This is a genomic window from Streptomyces sp. GESEQ-35 (assembly GCF_017948485.1).
Classification (GTDB): domain Bacteria; phylum Actinomycetota; class Actinomycetes; order Streptomycetales; family Streptomycetaceae; genus Streptomyces.
In genome coordinates this window covers 147,835-169,608 of sequence record NZ_JAFFSX010000027.1, presented here as the reverse complement: position 1 = coordinate 169,608, position 21,774 = coordinate 147,835, and the positions used below count along the sequence as shown (strand labels likewise).

Below are 21,774 nucleotides of genomic sequence, written 5' to 3'. Positions count from 1 at the left end.
GCACAGCGATCACTCCGGCTACGATGGCAACCACGAGCGACGCCAACCCCGCTCCCAGAAGCAAGAACGCCTTGTTGTGTCCTGACATTGTTGTTCGTTCCAACCTTTCAACTCGAACTTGCTTAAGGCTGGAGCGGTCAGGACACAGATGCCCGTCCGCCCAGCCGATATCGACTGGTACTCATGGGCGCTGAGGCCTTCCTTGTCAGGTCATCGCGGCTTGAACTGCCCGTTCACGTCCAAGAAGTTGGCGTGAACCAGATGGGGCAACCACACTTTCAGCGTGGCCCGCTCGGGCAAGAGGATATGGGTACGCGGTCGCTCAGTACAGGTGCGGCAACACAGAGTGATGTTCTCTTGTCGTGTGAGAAATTGTGAGACGAGAGCCCCAGAAACGATCAAAGGCCTCGTCTCACCGAAGTGATCCAAGGCCCTGACCTGCGATGACAGTTCATCGAACTGTCGGGACGACAGGATTTGAACCTGCGACCCCTTGACCCCCAGTCAAGTGCGCTACCAAGCTGCGCCACGTCCCGGCGCGCGTCCCGCGGTTTCCCGCGAGAACGCGCAGGTCAACCCTAACGCACGCGGACGGGTGCTTCCGCCGGGTCCGCGGTGGCGGCGCGTGCCCGGGCGGTCAGGGCCGCGGACCGGCGGGCCGGGACCAGCAGTGCCGCCAGTGCCGCGGCCAGGAGGAGTACGGCCAGCAGGGTGAAGCCGTGGGTGTAGCCGGACTCGTAGGGCAGGCCGGAGGGCTGGAGGTGGCCGGTGACCAGGACGCTGGTGATCGCGGCGCCGATGGATCCGCCGATGGTGCGGATGTTGGCATTCATGCCGGTCGCGGCGCCGGTCTGGTCGGCGGGGACGCTGCCCACGATCAGGTTGGCCATCGAGGCGAAGGCCAGTCCGATGCCGAGGCCGAACACGCCTGCCACGACGGCCACTTGCCACTGCTTGTCGTGCCAGAGGGCGAGGAAGCCGCAGGCGAGCGCGCCGAGCGCCGCACCGGTCGTGAGGAGCGTCTTGGCGCCCAGAACGGGTTCCAGGCGGCCGCTCAGCACGCCCGAGAAGAACATCGCGACGAGCATCGGCAGCATGAGCAGTCCGGCGGCGGTGACGCTCGATCCGAAGCCGTACCCGGCGGAGCTGGGGGTCTGTACGAATCCGGGGAGGAAGGACCAGATCGCGTACATGCCCGCGCCGAAGAGCAACGCGGCGGTGTTGGTGGTCCACACGGCGGGCAGCCGCATCACCCGCAGGTCGATCAGCGGCGTGCGGGAGCGTGCCTCCGCCAGCAACCACAACGCGAACAGCACGACTGCGGCGGCGAACAGGCCGATCACCCGGGCCGAGCCCCAGCCCCAGACGCTCGCCTGGCTGAGCGGCAGCAGCAGCGCCACGAGCCAGGCCGAGAGCAGCCCGGCGCCGAGCCAATTGACGTTGCCCGCGGCCCGGTTGGGCGACTCGGGCACATAGCGCAGGGCTATCAGCGTCGTGACGGCGACGATCGCCACGGGGATCCAGAACAGCCAGCGGTAGTCGAGCGCGGACACGATCGGTCCGGCCGCGACGATACCGACGCCGCCGCCCGCGGCGATCACGGCCGACAGATTGCTGATGCTGCCGCTGACCTGGGACGCGGCGAACTCGTCCCGGATGATGCCGAAGGAGAGCGGGAACAGCGCGCCGCCGACGCCCTGCACGACCCGGGCGGCGATCAGTACGCCGATGGTCGGTGCGAGCGCGGCCACCAGACAGCCGACCGCCACGACGAACAGGACGGCGACGAGCGTGCGTTTCTTGCCGATCAGGTCGCCGACGCGGCCCAGGATCGGCGTGAAGATCGAGGCGGACAGTAGATACGCCGTCATCACCCAGGTCGCGGTGGACTGCGAGGTGTTGAGCGCGTGCTGGACGGTCGGCAGGGCCGGCGCGATCAGCGACTGGAGCATCGCGAACACGCCGGCTCCGCTCGCGAGAACCGCGAAGGTGAGGCGGGTGGAGGTGCGGGGCATGGAGAGCCTCTCCGAATCCGAGCAGGGTGCGGCCGACAGCGTCCGGTCGCGGACGAGCATGAGGGGGCTTGGCGCCGGCGACGTCACGCGTCCACGGCGAACGGACCCCGCACTGCTAAAGTGGAGGTACCCCTCCACTGTAGCGGAGGTGATCCTCCGCTTCAACCGAGCCCGCCCGGGAGGCAGCAGTGACGGCCCAGCCGTACCCCATCAGCGAGATCGTCGCGTCGCGCCGGCCGCACCGTAAGGACGCCGCGCGCAACTACGACGCGCTGCTGGTGGCCGCCCGCGAGGCGTTCGCCGAGCACGGCTCGGAGGCTTCCCTGGAGGACATCGCCCGGCGAGCGGGCGTCGGCATCGGCACGCTCTATCGCAACTTCCCCACCCGCCGCGATCTCTTCGAGAGCGTGTACGCGGGCGAGGTCAACGACCTGTGCCGGGTCGCGCAGGAGGTCGCCGGGCTGGAGCCGTGGGAAGCCCTGACGTCATGGCTGGACCGGTTCACCGACTACATGGTGACCAAGCGGGCCGTCCGCGAGGCACTCGACGACCAGTCGGAGATCTTCGACGCCTGCCGCGACTCGATGTACGCCGCCGGCACCCCGCTGCTGGAGCGGGCGCAGCGAGCCGGAGTGGTGCGGACCGACATGGACATCAGCGATCTGCTGCGCATGGTCGCGGGCATCACCGCGACGAACTTCGCGGACGACGCCCAGCGGGACCGCGTTCTGTCCATCGCCCTCGACGGCGTGCGGACCAGCGGCTGAGGCACTCCCCGATCACCACCTCTCCCCGATCAGGGCCATTTGCCGTACGATTGCCAAACTCAAGCAATCGCCCCTGTCGGGCCGGGCCCGCAGTCCCAGCGAACGGAGCCGCATGTCCCTCCTGGCCCGGCCCACGGTGGCCGCACTCGTCGCCAAGACCATGCAGCGGGCGACCCAAGCGGCGGCCCGACGCTCGGGTGGGCGCGGCTCCGACGCCGCCTCGCACGCCCGCTTCCCCGAATACCCGCGCAAGGTCCGCGAGTTGACCGTCCCCACGTCGGTCGGACCGGCCCGCGTCGTGGTGTACCTGCCGTCCGCCGACCGGACTCCCCCCGTGCACATCAACTTCCACGGCGGCGGCTACGTCATGGCGTTGACGGAGATCGACGACCCGCTGTGCCGTTTCCTCGCCGCCGAGGCGGGCGTGGCCGTGGCGAACGTGGACTATGTCGTCGCCCCCCAGCACCCGTTTCCCGCCCCGCCCCGCCAGGCCTTCGAGGTCGTGCGCTGGGTCGCGGAGCACGGGGCCGAACAGGGCTGGGACGGCGGACGGCTCACCGTGGGCGGGCAGAGCGCGGGCGGCGGGCTTGCGGCGGCGGTGGCCCGCCAGGCGCTGGAGGAGGGCGACCCCCCGATCGCCCTCCAGGTCCTGCACTATCCCCCGCTCGATCTGGCGACCGACGCACGCAAGAAGCGGGCCGCGATCGACAGGCCGATGCTGCGACCGTGGATGGCCGACGTCTTCGACACCTCGTACGTCCCGGACCCACGACTGCGCGCCGACCGGCTCGTCTCCCCCGCCCATCCGTCGGACACCGCGGACCTGAAGGGCATCGCCCCGGCGCTGATCGTCACGGCCGAACACGACCTCCTCAAGTCCGAGGCCGTGGCCTACGCCGACCGGCTGCGAACGGCGGGCGCCCTGGCCGGCCACCACGACGTGCCGGGCGCCGACCACGGGTACGACGGCCAGGACGACGAACGGGCCAGGGAGACGTACTCCCTGATGGCCCGTCACATTCGTCAGGCCGTCGGCATCTGAGCCCTCAGACGGACGGCACCTCGACCCCGAACTTGGCCGCGCTCTCCGTCAGTTCACGCCATACCTTCGGCGCCACCGGCACCCCCGTCTCCCCCCGCTCCACGGCCACCGCCGCACTCCGCTCACCGGGGTAGAACACCCCGTCCGCCCCGTCCGCCACCGGCAGGGACTTGAGCGTGCCCAGGGTCGTGCCGACGGCGGCGGTGAACACGGACGGGTCTCCGAACGCCGCCGGGTCGACAGCGATGAGGAGGGCGTTCTGGCGGTGTCTACGGCCCTGCGGATCGTCCGAGTGGAACGCGGCGAAGATCGGCGCGCCGACCAGCACGCTGGTCAGCAGCTCGAACGCGAGGGACATACCGGAGCCCTTGGCGCCGCCCAGCGGCAGCGGCATCACGGCCTTCTCAGGGTCGGTGGTGGGCGTGCCGTCCTCGGTGGCGGCCGCGCCCTCGGGCAGCGGTGTGCCGCTCACCCTGGCCTGTCGGATCCTGCCGAGGGCGACGGTGGCCGTGGCCATGTCGAGGAGGAGTGGGGCATGGCTGTCTGCCGGTACGGCGATGGCGAGCGGGCTGGTCGCGACCGCGGCGCCCTTGACGCCGGTGTAGCCCATGTTGGGCATGCCGGCGACGAACCCGAGCCCGACCAGGCCCTTTTCGGCGATCTTCGACACGTAGTAGCCGATGGCGCCCGTGTGGACGGTACGGCGCACCCCGACCGACGCGATTCCGGTCGCCTTGGCCCGCTTGACGGCTTCCTCGGCGGCGGCGCTGAGCGCGACCGGCCCGGGCGCGCGGTCAGCGTCCAGGACGGCGGCGGCCGGGGTGGTGGATTCGACGGTGATCTCGGCCCGGGCGTTGGCCACGCCCTTGGCCAGCAACTCCAGGTACGCCGGGACGCGCGCGATGCCGTGGGAGTCGACGCCGCGCAGCGCGGCCCAGACGAACACGTCGGCGGTGGTGCGGGCGTGCCCGGGGCTCAGGCCGCCCTTCTCGAGCAGGGCGGCGGAGAAGGTCCGCAGGTCGTCGGCGGGTACCAGGACCTTCTTGGGGGTGTCGGACATGGTGGCGGATGCCTCCTGGTTCATCGGGTGACGAGGACGTCGACGACGGCCGTGGTGCCCTCCGTCACGGCCTTGAGGGCGCGCTCCAGCGCGGGCGCCAGCGCCCCGGGCGCGTCGACGGACTCGGTGTGCATTCCGAACGGCTCGGCGAACCGGTCCAGTCGGGGCAGTCGGTGCAGGTCGGTGCCGAGCCATTCGCCGGTCTCGGCGGCCGCGCCGTCGGGGTAGAACCTGCGGTGGTTGAGGTTCATGGATTTGTAGGTGCGGTTGTTGAACACCACGATCAGCAGCGGCAGTTCGTATGCCTTCGAGGCGTCGTACGACGGGATGACCGGGTTGTACGCGAAGGCGCCGTCGCCGATGGTGAGCACCACCGGGCGTTCCTGGGCAGCGAGTTTGACGCCGAGGGCGACGGCGATGCCCTGGCCGAGGCCGCCCTGTACGTAGAAGTACGAGTCGGGTGCGTCGGTCCGGACGTGCCGCTTGAGGACACGGCTGTGCGTGATGGTCTCGTCGACGACGACCGCGTCCTTGCCGTCGAGCAGGGTGCGCAGGGTCGCGGCCACGAACACCGGATCGATGCCCTCGGCCTGTTCGGCCTTGGCCTCGGCCGCGGCGATGGCGGCCTGCTCGTCGGCATGGCGCTGCGCCTGCTCCGCGTACCGCGCCGTCACCGCCGCCTCGTCGAGGCCCTTCGCCCGCTTGGCCAGCTGGCGCAGGGTGTTGGCGACGTTGCCCTCCAAGTACCGGTCCGCGAACAGGACTTGGTAGACGACGTGCGGCCGCTGTGGCACCTCGTCGATGACGACGACCTTCGCCTTGGCGGGTCGGCGCGACGGCGGGTAGAAGGGCGCCCGGCAGTTGACGAGGAGGATCAGGTCCGCCTCGTCGATCCAGGGGCCGATGTCGCTGCCGGCGTGCAGCGGATGGGTGCGCGGGAAGTTGCCGCAGACCGCCGAGTCGGGCTCGACGACCGGGATGCTCCAGGCCTCCGCGAAGGCGACCAGCGCCTCGAAGCCGCCCGCCTCGCGGCCGGCGGTCTCGGTGACGATCACGGGGTTGTCGGCCTCGCGGATCAGCTGGGCGACGGGGTCGACCTCTTCGGGCGAGCTGTGCGTGGCGCCCGGCGGGACGATCGGCCTGGCCTCGCGGCCGTCCCACTCCTCAAGGAGGATCTCCAGCGGGATGTTCAGATACGCCGGACCGGCCGGGGCACGCCAGGCCAGTTCCGCCGCCCTCGTGATCATCGTGGGCAGCGTGTGCACGCTCGCCGCCTCGGTGGACCACTTGGTGAACGGACTCGCGACGCCGTGCGGGCCGCCCACGATGGACAGGTTGCGGTACCACTGGCCGCCCGGATCGGGGCCGGGCCCGTCGCCGTAGGTGGTGGACTCGGAGGACGTGACCACCATCGGGACACCGGCGAGCAGCGCCCCGTGGACGGCCATGGAGCCCTGGAGCAGGCCGGGCGCCGCGTGCAGCAGGACGCCCTGAGGGCGGCGTTCGACGAGGCCGTAGCCGGTGGCCATGCCGACGGCGACGGTCTCGTGGGTCAGGTCGAGATACCGCGGGCAGGGAAGCCCGTCCCGGTGGCGCCGGGCCAGGGACTCCCACACCGGGGCCCATTCGGACCCCGACGAGCAGAAGACGTAGTCCGCGCCGACGGCGTTGAAGGCGGTGACGACGGCATCACCGCCGTCGCCGTGGGGCGTGTCGTTGTCGGTCATCTCAGCCCTCGATCGGCCAGTTCAGGACCTCGGAGATACCGCGGCCCATGATCCACTCAAGCTCCTCGGGGGTGAAGTCCCAGTGCTTGGTGAACTGCTCGATGGTGTCGGTGTAGGTGATGCCGTGGCCGAGCAGGCGGGTGATGTCGGTGCCGTAGAAGCAGCGCTGCGGGCCCATCCTGTCGACCATCTCGCGCACGTACTTCTCGATGTTCTTGTTCGGGAAGGGCTGCGTGGAGTAGCCCGGGAGCGCCGAGACCTTGACGTAGATGTTCGGGTGGACGTGCAGGTCGGCGGTCTCCTGGACCCAGTAGCCGATCGCGTCGTCGACGCAGCGGGCCATGATGCCCATGTGGTCGATGATGATCTTCAGGCCGGGGTGCTTGGCGGCGATCTCGCCGAGCTCACGCTTCCAGATCGGGGCGTGGACCATGGTGGGGATGGAGAGTTGCTCGGCGATCGGCCAGTACCAGTCGTTGGTGCCGTCGATCATCCAGTTGCGGTCCTGCGGCCGGTGGAAGGTGAGCCGGGTGCCCTTGATGTGCGGGTTCTCGGCGAAGTCCTTCAGCAGGGCCGTGCCCTCGGCCTCGTTGTCCTGCGGGACACGGGCCATGATGCCGAAGCGGTCCGGGTGGGCCTCGCAGGCCTCCATGGCGTAGTCGATGCGGTTGCCCTCCCAGGACGGGGGCAGGATCAGCGCCCGGTTGACGCCGGCCTCGTCCATCAGCTCCAGGGCCTCCTCGTAGGAGAAGGGGTCCTCGCGGTGGCCGTTGAGGCGGATCCGCTCGCGGGCGCCCGGGACCCAGGGGCGGTCCGGGGTCTCTTCCGTCCAGATGTGGATCTGGGTGTCGACGACGAACATGCCGTGAGCTCGCTTTCGTTGAGGTGGTTCAGAGTTCTTCGGAGGTGGTTCGGAGGGTGGCGTCCGCGATGTGCTCCGCGATCGCCATCGACGAAGTCGCCGCGGGCGAGGGGGCGTTGCGTACGGCGGTGACGGCGCCCACGTGGTGGATGGCGAAGTCGTCCACGAGCGAGCCGTCGCGGCCCAGCGCCTGGGCCCGTACGCCGGCTCCGCCGCGAACGACGTCGGAGGCGTGGATGCCGGGGATGTACGCCATGGCGTCCTTCATGTAGGACCTGACCGACAGCGAGCCGCGCATCTCCTTGATGCCGGTGCGCCAGTGCTGTTTCGCCAGGTGCCACATGCCGGGGAAGGCGGCGATGCGGCGCAGTTCGCGCGGGTCGATGGTGGAGAGGCGGTATCCCTCGCGGGAGAAGGCGAGGACGGCGTTGGGGCCGACCTCGACCTCGCCGGTGACCCGGCGGGTGAAGTGCACGCCCAGGAAGGGGTACCGCGGGTCGGGCACCGGGTAGACGAGGCCCCGCACCATGTGCGCCTTCTCCGCGGAGACCGTCATGTACTCGCCGCGGAAGGGCACGATCCGCGGTTCGTCGCCGTCATCGGCGAGGCGGGCGACCTGGTCGCTGTGGAGTCCGGCGCAGAGGACGAGCCGGTCGACCGTGAGCGTTTCGGCGCCGGAGGCGACCTCGATGCCGCCGCCGGTCAGCCGGGTGATGCGGGTGACCGGGAAGCCGAGCCGTACCTCGCCGCCGGACTCCTCGATGTCCTTCGCGAAGGACTTCGCGATCGCGGTGTAGTCGGTGATGGCGGTGCGCGGGGAGTGGATGGCCGCCTTCCCCATGGCGTGCGGTTCGATCTCGCGGATCTCGCTCGCGGAGACGCGGCGTACGCCGGGCACCTTGTTCTCCAGGGACTTGGCGTACAGCGCCTCCATGCGCGGGACTTCCGCGTCGGTGACCGCGACGACGAGCTTGCCGCACTCGTCGTAGGGCAGGTCCCGGTCCTGGCAGTACTCACGGATCAGTCCCATGCCCCTGGTGCACAGCCGCGCCTTGAGGCTGCCCGGCGTGTAGTAGATCCCGGCATGCACGACACCCGAGTTGTGGCCGGTCTGGTGGACGGCGACATCCCGCTCCTTCTCCAGCACCACGACCCGCGTACCCGGGCGACGCAGGGCGATCTCGCGCCCCGTGGCCAGGCCCACGATGCCGGCGCCGACGATGCCGATCGTCTGGTCTGCCATGGACGACCTCCTTTCCTAAGCGGAACCGGTCAAGTCGGGTGAGGAATCACGCCCCGTAAGGGGCGCGGGGAACTGCGCGACCAGCCCCCACCGGCCCGCGAACAAACAACCCGCATTCCCAGCGGAGCGCCTAGCCAAAGTGGACGGCGACGGTCTTCACGCGCGTGTAGAAGCGCAGGGCCTCCTCGCCCTGCTCCTTGAACGGCGACCCCGAGTCCCGGAAGCCGCCGAAGGGGTGGTGGACGTCCCAGCCGGAGGTGGTGGTGTTCACCGCGATCTGCCCGCACTCGGCCTCGTCGGCGAAGCGGTACGCGGCGCCGAGGTTCTGGGTGAACACGGCCGCCGCGAGCCCGAAGTCCGAGTCGTTGACGGCCGCGACGGCCTCGTCGAAGGAGTCCACGGCGAGCAGCGCGACGACCGGGCCGAAGACCTCCTCGTACCAGATGTCCATTTCCGCCGTCACATCGCCGAGCACGGTCGGGTTGACGTAGCAGCCATGGCTCAGCGCCTCGTCGCGCGGCTGGTCGCCGCCGACGAGCACGCGCGCACCTTGCTTGACGGCGCGCTCGACGTCGGAGAGGACGCCGTCCCGCTGCCGGGCACTGACCAGCGGCCCCATCGTCGTACCCGCGGCGAGACCGGGGCCGACCCGCAGAGCGGCGGCCTCCGACAGCAACAGCGAAGTGAACTCCTCGTACACCGACCGCTCGACGATCACCCGGCTGGTGGCGGTGCAGCGCTGCCCGGCCTGCGCGAAGCCCGCCGCGGCGACGGCTTTGGCGGCGGCGGACAGATCGGCGTCCACGAGGACGACGGTGGCGTTCTTGCCGCCCAGCTCGCCCTGGAAGCGGACGTTGCGGGAGGCGAGCTGCGCACGCAGCGCCTCGCCGACCTCGTTGCTGCCGGTGAACGTGAGCGCGGCGAGGCGCGGGTCGGTGATCAGTGCCTCGGAGATCTCCGCGCCCCGGCCGGTGACCACGTTCAGTACCCCGGCGGGCAGGCCCGCGTCATGCAGGGCGCGGGCGAAGTGCAGGGCAGACTGCGGGGTGTCGGTGGCCGGCTTGAGGAGCGCCGCGTTGCCCGCCGCCAGGCACGGCGCCAGCTTCCGCGCCGGGGTGATCAGCGGGTCGTTCCACGGGGTGATCGCCAGGACCACGCCGATCGGCTCACGTTGGTGGCTGGTGCGGGTGTCGGGGCGTACGTCGTGCACGAGCGTGCCGTAGCCCTGCCGCGCGATGCCCGCGTAGTACTCGAGGAAGTCGGCGGCCTTGATCGTCTCACCGGTCGCCTCCGCACGGGTCTTGCCCATCTCGGTGCTGACGTCCACGGCGATGCCCGCGGCGCGCTCCCGCAGCAGCCGGGCCGCCTCGGTCATGATCCGGGCCCGTTCGAAGGGGCTGGTGCGCTTCCAGACGGCGAAGCCCTGCTCGGCGTGATCGTAGGCGCGGGTGACGTCCGCGGCGCTCAGCGCGGGGACGCGGGCGACGGGGGTGCGCAGATCGGAGGGGTCATGGACGTCGATCCACTCGCCGGTCGTCACCCAGCCCCCGCCGGAGAGGGTTTCCAGGGAACGCATCAAGATCACTTCCTTCGTGCAGGCCGGATTGTGACAACACACCATGTGGGAGCGGGCCACCAGCCCATGTGCGGCAGGCATTGATTGCGCAGCGCGCGGGTGGTCGGTGGGGTGATCCATGTTGGAATCGGCGGGCCGAAATCCCGCAAGGAGACATGCCATGGCCTACGTAGTCGTCGCCCACTACCGCTGCGCGCCCGCCGATGCGGACACGGTGCGTGCCGCGCTGCTCAAGATGCGCGAGCACACCCGTGCGGAGCCGGGGAATCTGGTGTACGAGGTGCACGCCGAAGAGGGCGAGCCCGGAGGGTTCCTGCTGTACGAGCGGTACGGCGACCGTGCCGGGTTCGAGGCGCACGCTGCCGCGGGCTACTTCGGTGAGCTGATCGTGGAGATCGTGCGGCCGCTGCTGACTGAACGTACCGTTACGTTTTGCCAGGTGCTTTAGCGTCTGCGTGGCTTGTGCGCGTCGGCGGGTGCGGGTTGTCTGTGGCTTGTCGCGCAGTTCCCCGCGCCCCTGGCGGGGTTAGAACTCGTTGCCCCAGCAGTAACGGGCGATTGTCTCCACCAAGACCAGCTTCTGGCGCTGTTCCTCGGCAGTGAGCAGGGGCCTGTCCGCCCTGTCCGCGAAGCCCCTCGACGGTGATACGGCCATGTCCTCGATGTCCTTCACCTCCGCCGCCGCGTCGATCCTCGCCAGCACCGTGTCGATGTCCTCCAGTTCCGGGACGGTCGCGTCCACCACGCCCAGGCAGACGTCGCGGTCCTCGGGCAGTGTCTTGAGCAGGTCGCGTTCGGCGTCGGTTCCCTGGTCGTACGGCAGGATCCAGCGGTCGGCGGGGATGCCGGTGTACAGCCGCTCCGTCCGTGCGCGGTCCACGGTGGCGGGCGCCGCCCAGCCCGGGCAGATACCGATGCGTACCCCCTCCGGGCGCTCGTCCAGCCGTACCGCCAACGCCTCTACGGCCAGGGCGTCTTCGAAGGAGAGCGGGCTGTCGGCGGGCGGGGCGAGGAGCAGTGGGTTGTTGAGCTGGATGAGGCGGACGCCTCGGGACACCAGCAGCTCGATCTCCGCGTGGACGATCTCCGCGAGAGCTTCGCCGAGCTCGCGGGCCGAGGCGGGGCCGAGGCCCGGTTCGAAAGTGGTGGCCGCGAGGTAGGCCGGGGACGGCAGGGAGACCTTGGGGGCGATCACGGTGAGCTGGGCGAGCAGGGTCGCCCCGTCGGCGACCAGCGGACCGTTCGCCTTGGGGAGGGCCTCGGCGACCCAGCGCGGCAGGCCATCGTCGGACGCGTCGGTGCGACGGAAACCGGATACGGAGTCGAGTACGGCGCTGCGGAAGTCCTCGCGGGGGAAGTCCCCGTCGGTGACGACCGTGGAGCGCAGCTTGCGCTGGTATGCGACCGCGTCTCGTACGGCCGTCTCCATGGCCTCGGGGTCGTCGAGGGACAGGCCGATGGGGCGGACCAGGCTGCCGTGGTGGTCGATGCGGTAGTTGAACGTGTCGGCCATGGCTCAGGCTTCCTTTCCCGCGGGCTTGCCGGTAACACCCCAGGCGGCGAACTCCAGCTCGTAGCCGAGGGATTCGAGGACCTCGTCGGCGATCTGCTGGTCCTCGTCCGCGGTGCCGCCGGCGATGCCGAGGCCGCCGATGATCTCGCCGTCCTTCTTGATGGTGACGCTGCCCTCGGTGGCCATGATCGGCAGGGCCGCGCCGGGGAGTTGGGAGAGCTGGGCGAAGAAGACGGGCTGGCTCTCCTGCCACTTCTTCAGCATCTTGCCGGGGCGCTGCATCACGGCCGCGGTGTACGCCTTGGCGCGCGCGATGTCCGGCGTGAGCGGTCGGGCTCCGTCGGAGCGGCGGATGGCGACGGGGAAACCGCCCGCGTCCACGACCGCCACGCTCACGGCCTTGCCGACGGACTGGGCGCGCTTGACTGCGGCATCGATGATCTCTTCGGCGGCGTCGAGGTTCATACGGCTTCCTTCGGTGTGCTGAGGGTGTGGCGCAGCCGGGCGACGGCCGCGTTGTACGGCTCGGGCGTCTCCCAGTACATGGAGTGCGGGGCGCCCGGAACGATCTCCAGATGGGAGCCCGGCAGCAGTTCGTGGGCGCGGGTCACCGTCTTCACGCTGAGCACCGCGTCCTTCTCGCCCGCCAGGAACGCGACCTTGACGCCCGACTTCTGGATGTCCTCCAGCGAGGGGCCGTTGGTGTCGAGGTTGCGCAGGTCGGCCATCTTCGCGACGTTGAAGGTGCCCATCTGCTGGAAGAGGAAGGTGAGGTCGGCACGCTCCTGCTGGAACGGCTTGGTCAACAGACGGTCGATGACGGGGAGTTTGACGGCCTCCGCGCGGTCGGCGGCGGCAAGTTCCTTCACCTCGGGGTGGCTGATGCCGCCGAGGGAGTGGCCGAGCACGACGGACGAGACCCGCTGGGGGCGGAGCAGACCGGCACGCAGGGCGGCGACGGAGCCGATGGACTGGCCCACCAGCATGACGTCGGTGAGGTCCTCGGTGTCGAGGACGGCTACGACGTCCCCGGGGAAGTCCTGGCCGTCGAACTCGGACATCGACGAGTCGGACTTGCCGAAGCCGCGCAGGTCCAGGGTGACGACCGTGAACTCCTCGCGCAGCGCGGCCACTTGCTGCCACCAGGCGGCGTGGTGGCCGCCGCTGCCGTGCACGAAGAGGATCGCCGGACCGCTGCCGTGGCGTTCGTAGTAGATGGAGATGCCGTTGGATTCGGCAATGGGCATGAGGGTGAACTCCCGTATGTGGGCGCTTAGTTGGGGCGGCGGCCGTGGTACACCAGCTCGATCATGGTGTGGTCCGGGTCGTGGATGTAGCAGAACTTGGACTGGTTCTCGGGCCGTTCGATCGGCCGGGTGTGGCGGATGCCCAGGTCCTTGAGGTGGGTGAGGAAGTCGTCCCAGTCGTCGACCTCGACGGCGAAGTGGTAGGGCGCCATGCGCTCCATCTCCTCGACCGGCGTGAAGTGCAGGTCGAAGTTGCCGCGCGTCATCAGCACCACACGGGTGTTGGACTTGGGCATGATCCGCTTCATGCCGAAGACCTTCGTGTACCACTCGGCGGTGCGGTCGGGGTCGGTGGTGGGGAAGTTGACGTGGTGGATGTAGCGGGGGGCGTTGCTCATCACTGATTCCCTTCGAGTTGTACGGGGTTGGAGAGCACCCCGATGCCGCTGATCTCGACGTCCACGGTGTCCCCGGGGTCGATCCGGCAGGTGGCCTCGGCACCCATCCACAGCACGTCACCGGGGTGCAGGGTGAGGTGCTTGGTCATCTCGACGATGTAGGCGAAGGGGTCGAAGACCATGTCGCCGGTCGGGAACGCCGCGCGGAACTCGCCGTTGACGCGGAGCGTGGTGGTCTGGGCGAGCGCGTCGACGTCGGTCTCGATCCAGGGCCCCATCGGCTTGAACGTGTCGCTGTTCTTGCTGCGCCAGAACGTGCGGTCCTGGTGCTGCCAGGTGCGGGCGCTGACGTCGTTCCCGATCGTCCAGCCGAAGACGCACTTGCGCGCTTCGTCGTACGACGCGCGGCGGACCGTACGCCCGATGACGGCGACGAGTTCCGGCTCGGCCTCGAAGCGGCCCTCGACCTCGCGCGGCTTGACGATGGGCGAACCGTGGCCGGTGAGCGCGTTGTTGGCCCGGTAGCCGACCTCGGGGCGGGTCGGCATCTCGGCGCCGGCGTGCTCGATGTGCCGCCGGTAGTTCATGCCGACCGCGTAGAACACGGGCGGGACGACGACCGGCAGCCAGCGGGCGGTGGCTTGCGGAACCGTTCCGACGGCGGTCGGTTCGCCGTCGAGCGGAGAGCCGGACAGCAGCTCGATGTCCTCCTCCCCCACCCGGCCCCACATCGCCCGGCCGTCGACCGACACGCGCGTGTACCTCATGACGCCAGCAGGTGCGAGACGCGCTTGGTGACGAGGTAGGCGTCCAGTGCCTCGGGCCCGCCCTCCCTGCCGTATCCGCTGTCCTTGACGCCACCCGAGGGTGCCTCGTGCACGGAGCCACCGCAGTGGTTGACGGACAGGATCCCGGCCTCCAGCCCGCTCACCAGCCGTTCGGCGGTCGCGGCGGACTCGGTGAAGCCGTAGGCGGCCAGGCCGTACGGCAGCTCGTTCGCCGTCCGCAGCGCCTCGTCGATGCCGGTGAAGGGGACGATGGGCGCGAGCGGCCCGAACGGCTCCTCGCGCATCAGCTCCGCGTCCGGCGGTACGTCCGTCAGGACGGTCGGCGCGAAGAAGTACCCGGCGCGGTCCGGACGTTCGCCGCCGACGAGCACCTTGGCGCCACGGGACACGGCATCGGCGGTGAGGCGCTCCATGGCCTTCAGCCGGCGCTCGTTGGCCAACGGCCCCATGGTCGTGCCCTCTTGGAGCCCGTCCCCGACGACGACCGCCTCGGCGGCCTTCACGAACTCGGCGGTGAAGTCCTCGACCAGGCTCTCGTGGACCAGGAAGCGGCTCGGGGAGGTGCACACCTGGCCGGCGTTGACGAACTTGGCCTGGGCGGCGCGGCGGGCGGCCACGGCCGGGTCGGCGTCCGCGCACACGATGACCGGGGCATGGCCGCCCAGCTCCATCAGCGAGGGCTTCATGACCTTGCCGGCCTCGGCGGCGAGGAGTTTGCCCACGGGAACCGAGCCGGTGAAGGCGACCAGACGGGTGACCGGGGAGGCGATCAAGTGGGCGGAAACCTCCGCCGGTTCTCCGAAGACGAGGTTGAGCGCCCCGGCCGGGACACCGGCGTCCGCGAAGCAGCGCACCAGGGCGCAGGCAGTGGCGGGGGTCTCTTCGGAGGCCTTGATGATGATCGAGCAGCCGGCGGAGAGGGCCGAGGAGATCTTGCGCATCGGTCCGCCCGCCGGGAAGTTCCACGGCACGAACGAGGCGACGGGGCCGATCGGTTCGCGGCGCACGGTCAGCAGGGTGCCGGGCGCGGACGGGATGATGCGGCCGTACGCGCGCCGGGCGTCGTCGGCGTGCCAGCGCAGGGTGTCGGCGACCCGGCGGGCCTCACCGGTCGCCTCCGCGAGGGGCTTGCCCTGCTCCAGCGTCATGATCCGGCCGACTTCGGCGGCACGTTCGGTGAGCAGGTCGGCGGCGGTGTGCAGGATCGCCGTACGCCTGGCTATGGGCGTGTCACGCCAGGCCTTGAAGCCCTGTTCGGCGGCGGCGAGCGCGCGGTCGAGATCGGCGGTGGTGGCGAGCGGGACTGCTCCGATCACCTGCTCGGTGGCCGGGTTCACGATCGGGGCGGTACGTCCGGTGCCGCCCTGGCACCACTCGCCCGCGATGTACATGCGGACGGCGGGGTAGCCGTGGTCGGTGGTCATGGGTGGGTGCCCTCTCAGAGTCAGGACTGGGCGGGGGCTTCCTGGTCGCGGTTGGTGCGCAGGGCCCAGATGTGGTGGGGCGGGGTCGACTCATGGACGCGGGTCTCGTAGCGGTCGTCGACCCGGTCCATGTCTGCGGCGTACTCGACCCGGCCGCCGCACGGCGCGTGCAGGAAGCGGAAGACGTTCGAGCCGATGGTGTGGCGGCCGAGCCTGCGGGCCTCCCGCCAGCCGTGCTCGATCATGTAGTTGCCGCCTTCCACCACGTCGTCGAAGCCGGGGACCTCGTACGCGATGTGGTTGACGCCGGCGTTGTCGGGGCGGTGGCACAGCAGCATGGTGTGCTGGTCGTCGTCGCCCGGGGCCTGCATGAAGACGCCCATGGGCTCGACGACGTCGGTCGGCCGGAAGCCGAGGCGCTCGGTGTAGAAGGCGACGGCCTCGTCCTTTCCGTGCTTGGGGATGTTGAGCGCGACGTGACACATGCGCAGGGGGCGGACCCTGGTGATCGGCTCCAGGGCGGTGTTCCAGCGGTTGACGCCGCCGAGCGCGTTGGCGGGGCGGAGCGTGACGGGTGCGGGCTTCGGGCGGGCCAGGGTCAGGCCGACGCCGAAGCCGGTCTCGTCGACGGTGTGGTGGACGCCGTCGGCACTCGACCTGACCTTGCGGTCATGGCCCAGCTCGGCTGCGAGGCGGTGCAGTTCCTGCGGAGTGTCGACACCCCACACGACCTCGCGCAGGGTGGGGCCGTTTTCCACGGGGGGTGGCAGCAGCGAGCCGGGGTCGGTGTCCAGACGGAGGGTCTGCCCGGTGAGTGTCTCGAACACCGCGTGTTCGTCGGTGCGTTCCACCAGGAACAGACCGAAGTCGTCGAAGAACCCGACACATTGAGCGAGGTCGTTGATTCCATAGGTTACCGATTCGATCCTCTGGATTCCCATGGTTCCTCATTTCTTACTTCGCAATCGTTTCTTTCGCCGACGGCCGGATCGCGGGAATGGGATTCTGCGAGAACCATTCGGCGAGGAAGTCGAGGAAGACGCTGATCTTGCGCGGGGTGTCCGCACCCGGCCCGTAGATGGCATAGAGCGGTCGGTCGGGCACCGCCAGTTCGGGCAGCAGCACCTGGAGCGCACCGGAGACCAGGTCGTCGTAGGCCGGACGCTGCGGCAGCAGCGCCAGACCCCGCCCATGCACGGCCGCTTTCTGGAGCGCGAGGTAGGAGTTGGACGAGAAGGCGATGTTGCGGATCTTGTGCAGGGTGCTCGCGTGACCGTGACCGATGCGCCAGACCGGGTCGTTGACGTGCACCAGGCAGTCGTGGGCGGCGATGTCGTTGGGATGGGCGAGCGAGCCCCGACGTTTGATGTACTCCTCGGATGCGCACAGCACGAAGGGCAGGGAGGCGATCTTCTTGAGCCGGACGCTGGAGTCGCGCAGATCCCGGGTGTGGAAGGCGACGTCGAATCCGCCGTCCAGGAAATCGTAGGTGCGGTCGGACATTCCACCAAGTTCGAATCTGACCTGGATTTTCGGATGGGCCGCCGAGAATGCGGCGATGGCGTCACCGAGATCCAGGCTGCCGATCCATTTGGGGCAGATGATGCTGAGGGTGCCCTCGGCGCGGTCGTGGAGCTGGGCTATGCCCGCGTCCTCGGCCTCGATCTCGTCGAGAATACGGGCGGCGAATTCGGCGTACCGCTGGCCCGGTTCGGTGAGACTCACCGAACGGGCGGTGCGGTTGACGAGGCGCACGCCGACCTGCCGTTCCAGTTCGGCGACGTGCCGCGACACCAGTGAGCCCGATGAGCCCAGCTTTTTGGCGGCTCCGCTGAAACTGCCCACCTGGGCGACAGTGACGAAGCTGTGCATGAGGAGCAGACGATCCATGTTTTCCTCCGGGCGGCACCGGTTCCCGGTGGGGCCCCCTACTTGGGGCAGTACTGGGGTGCTTCGCTCACGTTGTTCTTGTCGACCAAGACAAGAGGAATGTTGGCAATCTTGTCAACGGTCTTGTCGTCGTCGAGCAGGCGGATCGTGTTCTTGACCGCGGTCTGCCCGATGGTCATCGCCGAGTTGGCCACGGTGGCGGAGAACCGGCCGTCCTTGACCGCGGCGAGGCCCTCTTCGGTGCCGTTGACGGACACGATCCTGACGTCCTTGGCGCCGGCCGCGTCGAACGCCTTGCGCACCGCGAAGGCCATCTCCTCGTTGGCGACGAAGGCGTAGTCCAGGTCGGGATGGGCCTGGATCATGTTCTCGGCGACGTCCTGGGCCTTGACCGGGTTGAACATGCCGGGCTGGTTCGCGACCACCTTCGCGGTGGCCGGCAGGGCGCCGGTGAAGCCGCCCACCAGCAGGTCGGAGGCGGCGCCGGGGGCACCCGCGACGATGCCGACCGTCACGTCCTTGCCGCCCGCGTCCTTCTCGATCCACCCGGCGTCCAGTGCGCCGGCCTTCTTGAGGTCGACCTTGGCGACGCCGAGGACGTCCGACATGTCGTCGGTGGCCACGGAGGTCAGATAGATCGGGATGCCCGCGGCCTTGGCCTTGGCTATGTCGCCCTCCAGGGCATCGACGTTGACCGTCTGCACGATCAGGGCGTCCACGCTCCGGGCGATCATGTCCTCGATGTTGGACAGCTCGGTCCCGGCGTCCTGCTTGGAGTTGGCCGAGTAGACCGTGGCCCCTTCCGTCTTGGCCGTCTGCTCGACCGCCTTGAGCAGACAGGTGTGGAAGTGGGTGTTGGCCCCGTTGACGAACCCGAGGGAAACGGAGTCGGCGGAGCCGGCGCCGTTCGCCGAGCCGCAGCCGGAGAGCACCAGGGCTGCGGTGCTGACGAGCGCGGCCGCGCAAACGCGGGCGGATCGGGCGGTGGGCATCATGGATTACGCCTTTCCTGCGTCATTGAAGAGAAGGTGCATGTACGCAATTCGCGAACGCGGCGTCAGTGTCCGGGCGCGGATTTGCGCTGGAATTCGTTGACGACGGCGGCGATCAGCAGCACTCCGCCCGTCACGACGTATTGGTAATAGCTGTTGACCTGGAGCAGGTTGAGTGCGTTGGCGACGACGCCCAGCAGCACACAGCCGAGGACCGTGCCGAAGATGCTGCCGTGACCGCCGGCCAGCGAGGTGCCGCCGATGACCACCGCGGCGACCGCGGTCAACTGGGTCTGGAGACCACCGGTGTTGGGGGCGGCGGCGCCGAGCCGGGACAGGAGCATCAGCCCGGCCAGGCCCGCGAGGGCGCCGGCGAGGGCGTACAGGGCGAGCTTGCGGGCGGGGACGTTGATGCCACTGAGCCGGGCCACGTTCTCGTTGCCGCCCATCGCGAACGCGTCGCGGCCGAACGTGGTGAACCGCATCGCAAGCCCGATGACCGCGAGGACGAGGACCGCCACGATCAACAGGTACGGGATACCGAGCAACTTGGAGTTGCCGAGCGCGAACAGCTTGTCGCCGATGGTGATGCTCTCCCCGTTGAGGACGAGCAGGGCGACGCCGTCCAGCAGCATGGCGGAGGCCAGCGTAGCGACGAACGGGGCGACCCTGGTGAAGGTCACCACCAGGCCGTTCACCAGGCCGATCAGGGTGGCGAGGAGCAGGGTGAGGACCACCGTCACGAGTGTGGAGTGACCGTCGGACAGCAGGACGGCGCCCACCGACACGGTGACGGCCGCGTTGCTGCCCATGGAGAAGTCCATGCCGCCCGCGGTCATCAGCAGGGTCAGCCCGGCCGCGATGACGGCGGTCACGCTGATCTGCCGCAGCACGTTGAGCAGGTTCTGCTGGGTGGTGAAGGAGTCCGCGTTGAGGGCGGTGAACACGCACACCAGGACGAGGACGACGATCAGTCCGCCGTGCGGTATCCGCAGCAGCGCCTGCGGCGAAAGGCGGGATGTGCCGCCCTCGGGTGGGCGGGCCACGGCGTCCGGGGAGGCGGAGGGGGTCTTGAGGCTCACTGGGGTTGACCTCCGAGAGCGGTGGCGACGAGCTCGTCGCGGGTGATGGCGGTGATGTCGTGTTCGGCGACCCTGCGGCCGGCGCTGACGACGACGACCCGGTCGGCCAGCCGCATGACCTCCTCGGCGGACGAGGAGGCGAGCAGCACGGCCACCCCGCGTGAGGCGAGGTCGTCGACGAGGCTGTGGATGTCGGCCATGGCCGCGACGTCCACGCCGTTGGTGGGGTCCTCCAGGAAGCAGGCGACCGGTTCCGTCTCCAGCCACTTGGCGAGCAGCACCTTCTGCTGGTTGCCGCCGGACAGGGCGCTCACCGGCGGGTTCCCGGCGAGCGCGACGACGCCGTAACTCTGTCGCCGCGACCGGGCGCGACGGGCGAGTTCGCTACGGCGGTGCAGTCGGCGGCGGGCGAAGCGGTCGTCGGCGAGCATCAGGTTCTCGTCGAGGGACAGCCCGGGGACCAGGCCGAGGGTGCGTCGGTCGCCGGTGACGCAGCGCAGGCCGCTGGCGAGCGAGGCGGGGACTCGGCCGAAGGGCACCGCACGGCCGTCGACGTTCAGTTCGCCCGCGTCGGGGCGCTGCCGCCCGGACAGCAGGTCGAACAGCCGGGACTGGGCGTCGCCCGCGGGTCCGAGGACGGCGACGATCTCGCCCTTGCGCACCTCGACGGTGAAGTCCTGCACGGCCCGGCTCTGGCTCAGTCCGCGTACGGCCAGGCCGAGTTCGTCCTTCGGGCCGGGGCGTTCGGGCCGGTGCGAGACGACGTCCCGGCCGACCATGCTGCGGACCAGTGACGCCGGGTCGAGCTCCGCGGCGGGAGCGGTGCGCACGACGGCGCCGTCCCGCAGCACGGTGAGGCGGTCGGCGACGGCCATGACCTCGTCGATGTAGTGCGAGATGTAGACGACGGCGACGCCCTCGTCACGCAGGATCCGCACCAGGGCCCGGATCCGGCCCGCGTCCTTGGCGCTCAGACAGGCGGTCGGCTCGTCGAGGATCAGGATCCGGCCGCCGCGGCGGACCTCGCGCGCCACCTCGACCATGGTCTGCTCGGCGACGGTGAGGGAGCCCGCGACGCGTTGGACGTCGATGTCGATGCCGAGGTCGTGCAGCGCCGCGCGGGCCCGGTCCCGGACCGCGGTCCAGTCCACCGTGCCGTGCCGGGTGGGCAGGTCGCCCAGCATGACGTTCTCGGCGACGGTCAGCCCCATCGCCAGCTCGCGGCGCTGCGGCACGGAGGAGATGCCGAGCTTGCGGGCCTTGCGCACGGTCAGCCCCGCATGTGCCTGGCCGTCGATGTCGACCGTGCCGGCGTCGGGCTGGTGGATGCCGGAAAGGACCTGTACCAGTGTCGACTTGCCGGCGCCGTTCATACCCATGAGGGCGTGCACCTCGCCGGGGTGGACGTCGAGGTCGACGCCTTTGAGGGCGGCCGCTCCGCCGAAGCTCTTGATGACGCCGCGCACGCGGACCAGAGGTGTCACGACCGCACCCGATCGTCGTCGACGGCCACGCGTGCGAAGCCGCGGACGTCGGGGAAGGGCGGTTCCCTGTCGGCCTGGAGGTCCACCTGGAAGGCGTTCAGACACATGCCGAGCATGGTGAAGTTGCCGAGCGCACCGATGGTGTCGACGAGTCCCTTGCCGCCGAAGTGCTCGTGGGCGCGGGCGAAGGTCTCGTCCGAGACGAAGTGGTCCTCGAGGATCTCGCGGCAGAACCGGTAGAAGGCCTGGTCCGCCTCGCTGTCGAAGACGGCCTCGCGCTTCTCGGCGACGGCGTCGACCGCGGCCTGCGGGAGACCGGCCTCGACGGCCTGGTGCGCATGGGCGTTCCACGAGTACTGCGCGTCCCAGTTCCGGGCGGCCATCAGCAGCGCGAGTTCACGCAGATGCCGGGGCAGGGAGCAGTCGAAGCGGGCGAACGCACCGAGGGACTCGGCCCGTTCGCACATCTCCGGGCTGTGCAGCCAGACCCGGAACGGGCCGCGGACGGCACCGCGCCGGCCGGCGATACGAGCGGCCAGCTCCTGCTGCCGCGGGGTCATTTCCTCATCGCTGAGAACGGGGAGCCTCATCTGGCCGTACCTGCCTTTTCTTTCCGGCGCGTTGCGGGCACGGAACGGGACGCCGTGCGATGCGTGCCGACGGT

General features: G+C 69.8%; 21 protein-coding genes and 1 tRNA gene. 3 read left to right on the top strand and 19 right to left on the bottom strand.

Going from position 1 to position 21,774, the window contains the following annotated elements:
* Positions 1-462: 462 nt before the first annotated feature.
* Together KCH87_RS38230 and KCH87_RS38225 are read right to left on the bottom strand one after the other, a co-directional pair.
* Positions 463-536, bottom strand: a tRNA-Pro gene (locus KCH87_RS38230).
* Between the two features lie 42 nt (positions 537-578).
* Complete coding sequence (locus KCH87_RS38225; RefSeq protein ID WP_210592467.1) at positions 579-2,015, bottom strand: MFS transporter; 1,437 nt, start codon at positions 2,013-2,015, stop codon at positions 579-581.
* 188 nt (positions 2,016-2,203) lie between these two features.
* Between KCH87_RS38225 and KCH87_RS38220 the strand changes: the two genes are divergently transcribed.
* Both KCH87_RS38220 and KCH87_RS38215 read left to right on the top strand, forming a co-directional pair.
* Positions 2,204-2,782, top strand: coding sequence for a TetR/AcrR family transcriptional regulator (locus tag KCH87_RS38220; RefSeq protein ID WP_210592466.1), 579 nt, complete (start codon positions 2,204-2,206; stop codon positions 2,780-2,782).
* Positions 2,783-2,894: 112 nt separating this feature from the next.
* On the top strand, positions 2,895-3,824 hold the full coding sequence (locus tag KCH87_RS38215) for an alpha/beta hydrolase (protein WP_210592465.1): 930 nt from the start codon (positions 2,895-2,897) through the stop codon (positions 3,822-3,824).
* Between the two features lie 4 nt (positions 3,825-3,828).
* Here KCH87_RS38215 and KCH87_RS38210 read toward each other — a convergent pair whose 3' ends face one another.
* The 5 genes from KCH87_RS38210 to KCH87_RS38190 all read right to left on the bottom strand — a co-directional run bounded on the left by KCH87_RS38210 (position 3,829) and on the right by KCH87_RS38190 (position 10,292).
* Complete coding sequence (locus KCH87_RS38210; RefSeq protein ID WP_210592464.1) at positions 3,829-4,884, bottom strand: Ldh family oxidoreductase; 1,056 nt, start codon at positions 4,882-4,884, stop codon at positions 3,829-3,831.
* Between the two features lie 20 nt (positions 4,885-4,904).
* The gene (locus tag KCH87_RS38205) at positions 4,905-6,611 is read right to left on the bottom strand and encodes a thiamine pyrophosphate-dependent enzyme (RefSeq protein ID WP_210592463.1); all 1,707 of its coding nucleotides are present in this window, start codon (positions 6,609-6,611) and stop codon (positions 4,905-4,907) included.
* A gap of 1 nt (position 6,612) precedes the next feature.
* Entirely contained in the window at positions 6,613-7,473 is an 861-nt protein-coding gene (locus KCH87_RS38200) for an amidohydrolase (protein WP_210592462.1), read from the bottom strand.
* Positions 7,474-7,501: 28 nt separating this feature from the next.
* Positions 7,502-8,716, bottom strand: a complete 1,215-nt coding sequence (gene lhgO / locus KCH87_RS38195; protein WP_210592461.1) for an L-2-hydroxyglutarate oxidase — start codon at positions 8,714-8,716, stop codon at positions 7,502-7,504.
* Between the two features lie 130 nt (positions 8,717-8,846).
* The gene (locus KCH87_RS38190; protein ID WP_210592460.1) at positions 8,847-10,292 is read right to left on the bottom strand and encodes an aldehyde dehydrogenase; all 1,446 of its coding nucleotides are present in this window, start codon (positions 10,290-10,292) and stop codon (positions 8,847-8,849) included.
* Positions 10,293-10,452: 160 nt separating this feature from the next.
* Between KCH87_RS38190 and KCH87_RS38185 the strand changes: the two genes are divergently transcribed.
* Positions 10,453-10,740, top strand: a complete 288-nt coding sequence (locus KCH87_RS38185) for a putative quinol monooxygenase (protein ID WP_210592459.1) — start codon at positions 10,453-10,455, stop codon at positions 10,738-10,740.
* Positions 10,741-10,818: 78 nt separating this feature from the next.
* Here KCH87_RS38185 and KCH87_RS38180 read toward each other — a convergent pair whose 3' ends face one another.
* The 12 genes from KCH87_RS38180 to KCH87_RS38125 all read right to left on the bottom strand — a co-directional run bounded on the left by KCH87_RS38180 (position 10,819) and on the right by KCH87_RS38125 (position 21,670).
* The gene (locus tag KCH87_RS38180) at positions 10,819-11,805 is read right to left on the bottom strand and encodes a methionine synthase II (cobalamin-independent)-like protein (RefSeq protein ID WP_210592458.1); all 987 of its coding nucleotides are present in this window, start codon (positions 11,803-11,805) and stop codon (positions 10,819-10,821) included.
* 3 nt (positions 11,806-11,808) lie between these two features.
* The gene (locus KCH87_RS38175; RefSeq protein WP_210592457.1) at positions 11,809-12,270 is read right to left on the bottom strand and encodes a heme-binding protein; all 462 of its coding nucleotides are present in this window, start codon (positions 12,268-12,270) and stop codon (positions 11,809-11,811) included.
* Entirely contained in the window at positions 12,267-13,052 is a 786-nt protein-coding gene (locus KCH87_RS38170) for an alpha/beta fold hydrolase (protein ID WP_210592456.1), read from the bottom strand. Before KCH87_RS38170 ends, KCH87_RS38175 begins: the two co-directional genes overlap by 4 nt.
* Positions 13,053-13,078: 26 nt before the next feature.
* Entirely contained in the window at positions 13,079-13,450 is a 372-nt protein-coding gene (locus KCH87_RS38165) for a VOC family protein (protein WP_210592455.1), read from the bottom strand.
* Positions 13,450-14,217 carry a fumarylacetoacetate hydrolase family protein gene (locus tag KCH87_RS38160; RefSeq protein WP_210592454.1) on the bottom strand — a complete coding sequence of 256 codons (768 nt, stop codon included), beginning with the start codon at positions 14,215-14,217 and terminating at the stop codon, positions 13,450-13,452. The genes KCH87_RS38165 and KCH87_RS38160 overlap by 1 nt, the downstream gene beginning before the upstream one ends.
* Entirely contained in the window at positions 14,214-15,662 is a 1,449-nt protein-coding gene (locus KCH87_RS38155) for an NAD-dependent succinate-semialdehyde dehydrogenase (RefSeq protein ID WP_210592453.1), read from the bottom strand. The genes KCH87_RS38160 and KCH87_RS38155 overlap by 4 nt, the downstream gene beginning before the upstream one ends.
* A 20-nt stretch (positions 15,663-15,682) precedes the next feature.
* The gene (locus KCH87_RS38150; RefSeq protein ID WP_210592452.1) at positions 15,683-16,603 is read right to left on the bottom strand and encodes a VOC family protein; all 921 of its coding nucleotides are present in this window, start codon (positions 16,601-16,603) and stop codon (positions 15,683-15,685) included.
* A 13-nt stretch (positions 16,604-16,616) separates the two neighbouring features.
* Positions 16,617-17,552, bottom strand: coding sequence for a LysR family transcriptional regulator (locus KCH87_RS38145; RefSeq protein ID WP_210592451.1), 936 nt, complete (start codon positions 17,550-17,552; stop codon positions 16,617-16,619).
* A 38-nt stretch (positions 17,553-17,590) separates the two neighbouring features.
* Complete coding sequence (locus tag KCH87_RS38140) at positions 17,591-18,547, bottom strand: sugar ABC transporter substrate-binding protein (protein ID WP_210592450.1); 957 nt, start codon at positions 18,545-18,547, stop codon at positions 17,591-17,593.
* A gap of 62 nt (positions 18,548-18,609) precedes the next feature.
* Positions 18,610-19,626: an ABC transporter permease gene (locus tag KCH87_RS38135; protein WP_308299018.1), complete on the bottom strand. Its 1,017-nt coding sequence runs from the start codon at positions 19,624-19,626 to the stop codon at positions 18,610-18,612.
* On the bottom strand, positions 19,623-21,110 hold the full coding sequence (locus tag KCH87_RS38130; RefSeq protein WP_210592449.1) for a sugar ABC transporter ATP-binding protein: 1,488 nt from the start codon (positions 21,108-21,110) through the stop codon (positions 19,623-19,625). The genes KCH87_RS38135 and KCH87_RS38130 overlap by 4 nt, the downstream gene beginning before the upstream one ends.
* Positions 21,107-21,670 carry a carboxymuconolactone decarboxylase family protein gene (locus KCH87_RS38125; RefSeq protein WP_210592448.1) on the bottom strand — a complete coding sequence of 188 codons (564 nt, stop codon included), beginning with the start codon at positions 21,668-21,670 and terminating at the stop codon, positions 21,107-21,109. Before KCH87_RS38125 ends, KCH87_RS38130 begins: the two co-directional genes overlap by 4 nt.
* Positions 21,671-21,774: the final 104 nt, after the last annotated feature.